Annotated in this window: 7 protein-coding genes and 1 riboswitch (1 of these 8 cut by a window edge); of the genes, 5 read left to right on the forward strand and 2 right to left on the reverse strand. The window is 62.3% G+C overall.

What is annotated here, in order from left to right:
• Positions 1 to 63 precede the first annotated feature (63 nt).
• From KI797_RS00280 to KI797_RS00290, 3 genes are all read left to right on the forward strand, one after another.
• Positions 64 to 1,737, forward strand: coding sequence for a sensor histidine kinase (locus KI797_RS00280; RefSeq protein ID WP_005326409.1), 1,674 nt, complete (start codon positions 64 to 66; stop codon positions 1,735 to 1,737).
• A gap of 129 nt (positions 1,738 to 1,866) precedes the next feature.
• Complete coding sequence (locus KI797_RS00285) at positions 1,867 to 2,598, forward strand: LytR/AlgR family response regulator transcription factor (RefSeq protein WP_005326410.1); 732 nt, start codon at positions 1,867 to 1,869, stop codon at positions 2,596 to 2,598.
• 109 nt (positions 2,599 to 2,707) lie between these two features.
• A complete protein-coding gene (locus KI797_RS00290; protein ID WP_041206614.1) occupies positions 2,708 to 3,904 on the forward strand; it encodes an L-lactate MFS transporter in 1,197 nt (398 codons plus the stop codon).
• Between the two features lie 71 nt (positions 3,905 to 3,975).
• Here the strand turns inward: KI797_RS00290 and KI797_RS00295 are convergent, their stop codons facing one another.
• A complete protein-coding gene (locus KI797_RS00295; RefSeq protein ID WP_218410704.1) occupies positions 3,976 to 5,100 on the reverse strand; it encodes a 5-(carboxyamino)imidazole ribonucleotide synthase in 1,125 nt (374 codons plus the stop codon).
• A complete protein-coding gene (gene purE / locus KI797_RS00300; RefSeq protein ID WP_025325239.1) occupies positions 5,097 to 5,606 on the reverse strand; it encodes a 5-(carboxyamino)imidazole ribonucleotide mutase in 510 nt (169 codons plus the stop codon). Before purE ends, KI797_RS00295 begins: the two co-directional genes overlap by 4 nt.
• Before the next feature lie 209 nt (positions 5,607 to 5,815).
• A riboswitch (cobalamin riboswitch) is annotated at positions 5,816 to 5,993 on the forward strand.
• Positions 5,994 to 6,045: 52 nt separating this feature from the next.
• Here purE and KI797_RS00305 point away from each other — a divergent pair.
• Both KI797_RS00305 and murI read left to right on the forward strand, forming a co-directional pair.
• Complete coding sequence (locus KI797_RS00305) at positions 6,046 to 7,881, forward strand: TonB-dependent receptor domain-containing protein (RefSeq protein WP_226170935.1); 1,836 nt, start codon at positions 6,046 to 6,048, stop codon at positions 7,879 to 7,881.
• A gap of 115 nt (positions 7,882 to 7,996) precedes the next feature.
• A protein-coding gene (gene murI / locus KI797_RS00310; RefSeq protein WP_226170936.1) for a glutamate racemase crosses the window boundary here: on the forward strand, positions 7,997 to 8,747 show its 5' portion. The gene runs 38 nt beyond the window's last position; only the first 751 of its 789 coding nucleotides appear in the window; it begins with the start codon at positions 7,997 to 7,999; the stop codon falls past the right edge of the window.

An 8,747-nucleotide genomic window follows, 5' to 3' on the forward strand; every position in this document is an offset into this window, starting at 1 on the left:
TCAGCCGTCCATGGCCAGATTCCTTCTATAGTGCGCCCCTCGTGGCCATAGGCCGGAGGCCCCATGCTCGAAAATCAGATGATGTTGTTGGCGGTGTTTGAGCGGGCGGCGCTGATGCTGATGACGCTCTTTCTCCTGACCCGCACCCGGCCGTTCCAGCGACTGTTCCAGAAGCGGGATCACACCCCGGCGGAGCTGGTGCTGGTGGCTTCCATCTTCTGCCTGTTTGCGGTGTTCAGCACCTATACCGGCATTCCGGTGGAAGGGGCGCTGATCAATGTGCGGATCATCGCCATCATCTCGGGCGGCATCCTGTTCGGCCCCTGGGTCGGCATTCCGGCCGGGGTCATCTCAGGCCTGCACCGTTACCTCATCGACATGGATGGTCACACCTCGATCCCTTGTCTCATCGCCAGCATCATCGCCGGTCTGCTGGCAACCTGGTTGCACCTGCGCTGCCGCAAGTCGCGGCTCTGGCTCTATGGCATATTGGCGGGCATGCTGTGTGAGGGGCTGACCATGTTGCTGATCTGGCTGCTGACCGAACCCCATGAGGTGGGGGTGGAAATCGTCAGCCACATCGCCTATCCCATGATCGCTGGGGCGCTCTGTATCGGCCTCATCATCAAGCTGGTGCAGGATCTGGATGACGAGAAGGAGCTGATTGCCGCCAAGCAGGCCAAGCTGGCGCTGGACATAGCGAACCAGACGCTGCCCTTCTTCCAGAAGGTTGATCGCCACTCCCTCGGTCAGGTGTGCGGCGTGATCAGGAGCGAGATCCATGCCGATGCGGTGGCCATCACGGATACCCGTGACGTGCTGGCCTACGTGGGGGTCGGCAAGGATTACTACGAGCTGGACGAGCACCACGCCATTAGCGGCATGACCCAGCAGGCGGTGCTGCTCGACCAGATCATCATCAACAACGATCTGCGCCAGTATCACCTCTCCGATTTCCACTCGGTCATCATTATTCCGCTGCGGGAAAACGGCTCGGTGAGCGGCACTCTCAAGATCTACTATCGCCGCACCCACAGCATCACCAGCTCCCTCAAGGAGATGGCGGTGGGCCTCTCCCAGCTCATCTCCACTCAGATGGAGGTGTCGCGCATCGAGCAGCTCAAGGAGATGACCCGCAAGGCGGAGTTCACCGCACTGCAGAGCAAGATCAACCCGCACTTCCTGTTCAATGCCCTCAACGCCATCTCGTCGCTGATCCGCATCCGGCCCCAGCAGGCGCGCCAGCTGATCGCCAATCTGGCGGACTACCTGCGCTACAACCTCAACAAGGGGGATGAGCTCATCGATATTCAGGAGGAGCTGCAGCAGGTGCGTGACTACGTGGCCATCGAGCAGGCCCGCTTCGGCGACAAGCTGGAGGTGGTGTTCGAGGTGGACGACGTACACATTCAGGTGCCGAGCCTGCTGTTGCAGCCCTTGGTGGAAAACGCCATCCTGCACGGCATCCAGCCCCGCAGCGCCCCGGGCCGGGTCATCATAGAGGTGAAACAGCTGGCGGGCGGTATCCGGGTGGCGGTGCGGGACACCGGCTACGGCATCAGCCAGACGGTGATCGACGGGGTGGCCGCCGGCCGGGTGGAGAGCCGCAGCATAGGCCTGATGAACGTGCATCAGCGGGTCAAGCTGCTGTACGGTGACGGCCTGCACCTCAAGCGGCTGGAGCCGGGTACCGAAGTCTGTTTCTATCTGCCGGATCAGGAGGCGATGCCATGTTGAGGGCCATCATGGTTGAGGATAAGGGTGTGCTGCGAGAGGTGTTGTCATGCTGACAGCCATTATTGTCGAAGATGAATGTTTGATACGGGAGGAGCTGGCCTCTCCTGCGTGCCTTCAGGGGGCAATGCCATGCTGAAAGCCATCATAGTGGAAGACGAATATCTGGCTCGGGAGGAGCTGATCTATCTGGTGAACCAGCACAGCCAGATCGAGATAGTGGCGAGCTTCGAGGATGGGCTGGAGGCCTTCAAATACCTGCAGGATCACGAGGTGGACGTGGTGTTCCTGGATATCCAGATCCCCTCCATCGATGGCCTGCTGCTGGCCAAGAACCTGCACAAGTCGAGCCATCCGCCCCACATCGTCTTCGTCACCGCCTACAAGGAGTTCGCGGTGGAGGCGTTCGAGCTGGAGGCGTTCGACTATATCCTCAAGCCCTACAACGAGCCGCGCATCATCAATCTGCTGCAAAAGCTCGAACATGCAGGCAAGTCGCAGGTGGGGCAGGGGAGCGAGCCGGGCACGCCGCACAATCGCACCGTCAATCTGGTGAAGGGGGAGCGCATCATCGTCACCCCCTGCGAGCAGATTTACTATGCGGAAGCGGACGAGAAGCTCACCTATGTCTACACCCGCACCGATCGTTATGTGATGACCATGGCCCTCAGCGAGTTTGTCAGCCGGTTGCCGGCGGAGGGTTTCTTCCGCTGCCACCGCTCCTACTGCGTCAACATCAACAAGATCCGCGAGATAGTGCCCTGGTTCAACAGCACCTATCTCATCCGGCTCCATGATCTGCCGTTCGAGGTGCCGGTCAGCCGCAGCAACATCAAGGCGTTCCGTCAGCTGATGCGCCTCTGATTGTCATTCATGCCCGCCGATCTGCATTTCATGCCTTAATCGATCGGCGCGAGCTGCGTCTTGCCTATAGTGGCCTCAATTTCCTTATGGCCATTCCCCGAGACGCATCATGACTAAAGAGATGAATCGCACCCGGTATCTGACCCTGATCGGTACCATCATCACCCAGTTTGCGCTGGGCTCCGTCTACACCTGGAGCCTGTTCAACGCCCAGCTCTCCGACAAGCTGGACGAGCCGGTCAGTCAGGTGGCGTTTGCCTTCGGTCTGCTCAGCCTCTCCCTGGCGGTGGCCTCCTCCCTAGCAGGCAAGCTGCAGGAGCGGTTCGGGGTGCGCAATGTCACCCTGGGGGCCGGCGTGCTGCTCGGCATCGGCTTCTTCCTCACCGCTCACGCCAGCAATCTGGCCATGCTCTATCTCTGCGCCGGCATTCTGGTGGGCTTCGCCGACGGGACCGGTTACCTGATGACCCTCTCCAACTGCGTGAAGTGGTTCCCGGAGCGCAAAGGGCTGATCTCCGCCTGCTCCATCGGGGCCTATGGTCTCGGCAGTCTCGGCTTCAAGTACATCAACCTGCTGCTGCTCTCCAGCTCCGGCCTTGAGACCACCTTCCAGCTGTGGGGGCTGATTGCCATGTCCATGGTGCTGGTGGGCGGCATGCTGATGAAGGATGCGCCCCAGCAGGCTGCCTCCCTGCAGCAGACCGAGAGCCGCGACTTCACCCTGGCTGAGGCGATGCGCAAGCCGCAGTACTGGATGCTGGCGCTGATGTTCCTCACTGCCTGCATGAGCGGCCTCTACGTCATCGGGGTGGCCAAGGACATCGGCGAGAAGATGGTGGGTTTGCCTGCCGTGGTCGCCGCCAACGCCGTCGCCATCATCGCCATGGCCAACCTGGGTGGTCGTCTGGTGCTGGGCATTCTCTCCGACAAGATGTCCCGCATCCGGGTCATCACCATCGCCCAGCTGATTACCCTGGCGGGTATGGTTCTGCTGCTGTTCGTGCCGCTCAATGCCAACCTGTTCTTCGTGGCGGTGGCCTGTGTGGCCTTCAGCTTCGGCGGCACCATCACCGTCTACCCCTCCCTGGTGAGCGACTTCTTCGGGCTCAACAACCTGACCAAGAACTACGGCGTCATCTATCTGGGCTTTGGCCTGGGCAGCATCATAGGCTCCATCGTGGCTTCCCTGTTTGGCGGCTTCATGGCGACCTTCAACCTCATTCTGGTGTTGCTGGTGGTGGCCCTGGTGCTCTCTCTCACCATACGGCTGCCGGCCCCCGTTGCGGTGGCGGCGGATCGGGGCTGACCTGGTCCCCACTGCGGTAAAAAAGAAGACCCGGGCCTTGGCCCGGGTCTTTTCGTTGGTACCAGCGACGCTTAGCGCGGCGGCAGTCCCAACAGGGTGCGCAGCTGGCTGGCGGTGGCCTCGACCGTCGGCCAGTTGCGGCCGGTGACGGTGACATGGCCCATCTTGCGTCCGGGGCGGGCGTCGCCCTTGCCATAGAGGTGCAGGTGCACGCCGGGCAGGGCCAGGGCGCCGGCCCAGTCCGGCGTACCGTCTTGCCACAGATCACCGAGCAGGTTGAGCAGGATGGCGGGTTGAACCTCAGCCTGTGCCGGCAGGGGCAGATCGCACAGGGCGCGCACCTGCAGCTCGAACTGGCTGCAGCCGGCGTTGTCGATGCTGGGGTGGCCCGAGTTGTGAGGGCGGGGCGCCATCTCGTTGACCAGCAGCGCGCCGCCGACCAGGAAGAACTCCACCGTCAGCACCCCCACATAGTCGAGGGCGGCGATGATGTGCTCGGCGATACGCTGGGCCTCTGCCTCCAGGGCGGGGACATTGGCCGGGGAGCGGGTCTGATCCAGGATGCCGCCACTGTGCCAGTTCTGCACCAGAGGCAGGGCGCTGATGGCACCGCTCGGGCTGCGGGCCAGGGTGAGGGCAAATTCCCCCTCCAGCGGCAGGCGCTTCTCCAGCACGCAGGGCACGCCGCTGGCAGCCAGGGCCGCTGGCAATTCGCCCGCATTGTGGATAGTCCACTGTCCTTTGCCGTCGTAGCCTTCGCGGGCCGTCTTGAGAATGGCGGGGAAGAGGTCGCTGGGCAGGGCCGGCAGCGGCTCACCCGGCAACAGGGTCAGGTTCGGGGCGACCGGCACCCCGGCGCGGGTCAGGAAGGCTTTCTCTTCCCGGCGATCCTGACAGACACGCACGGCACTGGCAGCAGGGCGTACCGGCAGGTGCTGTTCCAGCAGGGCCAGGGAGGCTGCCGGTACGTTTTCGAACTCGCAGGTAACGGCATCACAGCGACGAGCCAGCTCGGCCAGTGCCTCGGCGTCGTCATAGGCCGCCACTATCTGGGCGTCGGCCGCGGCGCCGGCGATGCTGGCGGGATCCGGATCCAGCACTATCACCTGATAACCGAGGCGATGGGCCGACATCACGAAATAGCGGCCGAGCTGGCCGCCCCCTAGCATGCCGAGGGTAGCGGGGGGCAGTATCATGCCGGGTCCTCCAGTTGCAGGGCCAGCACCCGATCGCGCTCGTTGGCGCGGAAGCTGTCGAGCTGCTGGTGATAGCGAGGGGCGTCGCCATCCTGGGCAACCGACAGCAGGGAGACGGCAAACAGACCGGCGTTGGCGGCACCCGCCTCGCCGATGGCGAAGGTGGCGACCGGCACCCCTTTGGGCATCTGCACTATGGAGAGCAGGGAGTCCATCCCCTTGAGCTGACGGGTCGGGATGGGCACACCGAGCACAGGCACTGTGGTCTTGGCGGCCAGCATGCCCGGCAGGTGGGCGGCCCCGCCAGCCCCGGCGATGATGGCGCGCAGACCGCGTTCGCGGGCACTGGCGGCATATTCGAACAGCAGATCCGGGGTGCGATGGGCTGAGACGACGCGCGCTTCATAGGGCACGCCGTGCTCCTTGAGGATGCGGGCGGCCGCTTGCATCACGGGCCAATCGGAGTCAGAGCCCATTACCAGGCCGATCATTGGGGGGGTCGTCATTACGGCTTCCTCGGGGGTGTCAAACGTTTGCCGCATGTTACCAAAAAGCCGTGGGACCTGGCTCAACATTTCTTGCGTCTGACCCCTTCAGATTGCGCCCAACGGCAGCCATGACAGAGGTGCAGGGCGGTAATTGTGCCACTCGACACCCTCTTGTGGGAAAAATGATGACAGAAATCCAGATGCCTATACATCCAATCCTGCTCTGCCTATAATCCCCCCGCTTTGGCGCATCATGCTTAAAAGGGAATCCGGTGAGAATCCGGAGCTGGCGCGCAGCGGTAAGGGGGAACGAAGCGACATCAGGGCACTGCCGTCAGGTGGGAAGCCGTCGCTGTAGGCCATCAGCCCCCAAGCCCGAAGACCTGCCAAAGTTCGTATTTCGGGCCGAGAGAAACCGGCCACGAAGTAGATGCTTACGCGAACTTAAGGATCTCTCATGTCCAAGAAATTATTGGCGGCTGCCCTGTTGCCAACGGCGGCCTTTGCCCAGTCTTCCCTTCCTGCCAATGACACCATGGTGGTCACCGCCAATCGGGTGGAACAACCCGTCAGTTCTGTGCTGGCCCCTGTGGTGGTGATCGATCGCGCCGAGATTGAATCCCGCCAGGTATCGAGCCTGACGGATCTGCTCAAGACCCTGCCAGGGGTACAGATCACCACCCTGGGTGGCCGGGGTCATATGAGCAGCCTCTTCATCCGCGGCACCAACTCCAACCACTCCCTGGTGCTGATGAATGGCCGCCCCATCGCCGCCATGGTGGCTGGCACGCCGGATCTCAGCCAGATCCCGCTTGGCAACATAGAGCGGGTCGAGTACATCCGCGGGCCGCGCGCCGCCGTCTACGGCTCGGATGCCATAGGTGGTGTCATCAACCTCATCACCAAGACCTCAGCCAAGAATGGCAGCGAGACCCACCTGAAGGGGGGCGCAGGCAGCCATGGATATGGTCAGGGCCAACTGCGCACCGTGCAGGCCCTGGGTCAGCAGACCGACATGAACCTGCTGGTGGGCTATGAGCGGACCGATGGGTTCGACGTGGTGGCCGGTGCCCAGCAGCCGGATCGGGACGGTTTCGACAGCCTCAATGGCCAGGTCGGGATGAACCATGCCTTCAACGACGCCTGGAGTGCCGATTTCAACGCCCAGGGTTATGACAACCAGACCGAGATGGATGACGCCTATCAGTCGGCCGACCAAAGCCGGGTGAAGGCCTTCCAGTACGACGGTGGCCTCAAGTTCCAGAGCGCGACCCTGACCAGCCGGCTGGAAGCCAGCTACGGCGAGAACAAGCTGAAGAGCTGGCTGGAGAGCCAGGGGGAATCCAGTGCCCAGCCGATCCACACCGGCTTGACCCGCTTCTCCTGGATCAACAGCTGGAGCGGCATCGAGGGGCTCAACCTGACCGGTGGCGCCGATTGGCAGCAGGAGCAGATGAAGTCCGATTCGCGCAGCTATGGTCAGGCCTTCAATGCCCCGGATCGCGACAATACAGGTCTGTTTGCGGTGGGCAGCTATCGCTGGCAGGCCCTGCTGTGGGAGCTGTCCGGCCGCACCGATGACAACGAGCAGTATGGTCGTCACAACACCTGGTCCGCCGCCAGTGGGCTGGACATCGACGACAACCACAATGTGCGGTTGAGCTACGGCACCGGCTTCAAGGCGCCGACCTTCCTCGATCTCTACTATCCCGGTTATGAGAACCCGGATCTGAAGCCGGAAGAGAGCAAGAACCTGGAGCTGGACTTCTCTGGCCGTTATACCGCTTGGGATTGGTCAGTTAACCTCTATCGCAACCAGATCCAGAACCTGATTTCCTGCCAGAGCGCTTTCTCCAGCTGCAAACCGGACAACACGGATGCCGAGATCCGCGGCGTGGAGGTGGCGCTGGGGCTGGAAACCGGTCCGCTCCATCATGATCTGAGCTTCGATTACACCAAGACCGAAGACAAGAACGACGGCGATCAGCCGCTGCTGCGCCGCGCCAAGCAGAAGGCGAGCTGGCTGACACAGGCACAGCTGGGCCCGGTGGATCTGTCGACCGAGCTGCTCTACGTGGGCAAGCGTGACGACAAGAACTTCAGCAGCTTCCCCGCAGAGCGGGTGGTGCTGAGCTCTTACACCCTGGTCAATTTGGGGGCCAGCTACGGGGTGACACCTGCGCTGACCCTGGGCGGTCGCATCGACAACCTGTTCGATCGTGACTATGTTCCGGCCTATGGCTATGCCTCACCGGGCACCGAGTTCAAGCTGACCGCCGACTACCGTCTCTGATCCGCTGCTCTACTTATATAGAGAGGAAAAAGCGAGGCCCCGTCTTGTACGGGGCCTTTTCTATTGGCCGTTGGCGGGAGTATGATCGCCGCCTCGCATCCAAGGGGGAGCTCTGGTGGCCAATATTCTCGTGTTCGACTCCGGTATGGGCGGCTTGACCGTCTATGGGGAAATCCGTCGCACCCTGCCGGCACACAACTATTTCTACTGCTTCGACAACGCCCACTTCCCCTATGGCGAGTTGAGCGAACCAGAGCTGATTTCTGCCTGCACCGGCTTGGTCAGCCACATGGTGGCCGCACACGCCATCGATCTGGTGGTGATCGCCTGCAACACGGCCAGCACCATAGCCCTGCCATCTCTGCGAGCCACCCTGAGCATTCCTGTGGTAGGCGTGGTTCCCGCCATCAAGCCTGCCGCCGCCCTGACCCGCAATGGCTGCATCGGTTTGCTGGCAACCCCGGGCACCGTCAGCCGTGAATATACCCATGAGCTCATCACCCAGTTCGCGCCGGGCAAGCGGGTGTTGCTCAAGGGGGCTACCGAGCTGGTGATCGAGGCCGAGCGCAAGCTGGCGGGACAGCCGGTCAACATGGCTCTGCTGCGAGAGGTGCTGGCTGACTGGATAGAAGGGGAGGAGAGACCGGATACCCTGGTACTGGGTTGTACCCATTTCCCGCTGCTGGGGGATGAAATCCGGCAACTGATGCCGGAGTGCCAACTGGTGGATTCGGGTAATGCGGTGGCAAGGCGGGTGGCCCATCTACTGGCCGCGCTTCCATCCACCCTCATCGGTGAAGGACAGGGCCATGCCTATTGCAGCCTGCTGGATGCCCGGGCCCAAAAACTGACAGCCCCCTTGCAAG

Source organism: Aeromonas media, from assembly GCF_020423125.1.
GTDB classification, from domain to species: Bacteria; Pseudomonadota; Gammaproteobacteria; order Enterobacterales; family Aeromonadaceae; genus Aeromonas; species Aeromonas media.